The sequence below is a fragment of the Paraburkholderia sp. SIMBA_054 genome, from assembly GCF_046534875.1.
GTDB classification, from domain to species: domain Bacteria; phylum Pseudomonadota; class Gammaproteobacteria; order Burkholderiales; family Burkholderiaceae; genus Paraburkholderia; species Paraburkholderia hospita.
This window is the reverse complement of record NZ_JAWRXV010000702.1, coordinates 1-275: the sequence shown is the minus strand read 5'-3', so window position 1 is coordinate 275 and position 275 is coordinate 1. Positions and strand designations below refer to the sequence as shown.

Here is a 275-nt window from a genome sequence, read left to right as displayed (position 1 = left end):
GTAAAGATCGCCTTGAGCTCGGCCCCAGAGCGGTTTTTCTTGAAGCCCCGCAATGGCGCGCACAGCACGCGGTCGATGCCCGCATTCCAGCGAGGAACATCGGCGAAGGACGCATCGGCGGCCCAGTCAATCTTGACGCCAGGAAAGGCGCGATGCAGGTCGGCCACCACGGGCTGACCATGTACCAGGTCACCTAAGGAGGTGACTTTTACTATTAGAATGCGTTTCATTCCATTACCATTCAACAAGCGGACTTCACTTCAGCATCCGTGAGA

1 pseudogene is annotated in these 275 nt (G+C 56.7%); it reads right to left on the bottom strand.

The window, feature by feature from the left end:
* Positions 1 to 230, bottom strand: a pseudogene (locus tag SB822_RS56910) (lipopolysaccharide heptosyltransferase I); the annotation flags it as partial.
* Positions 231 to 275: the final 45 nt, after the last annotated feature.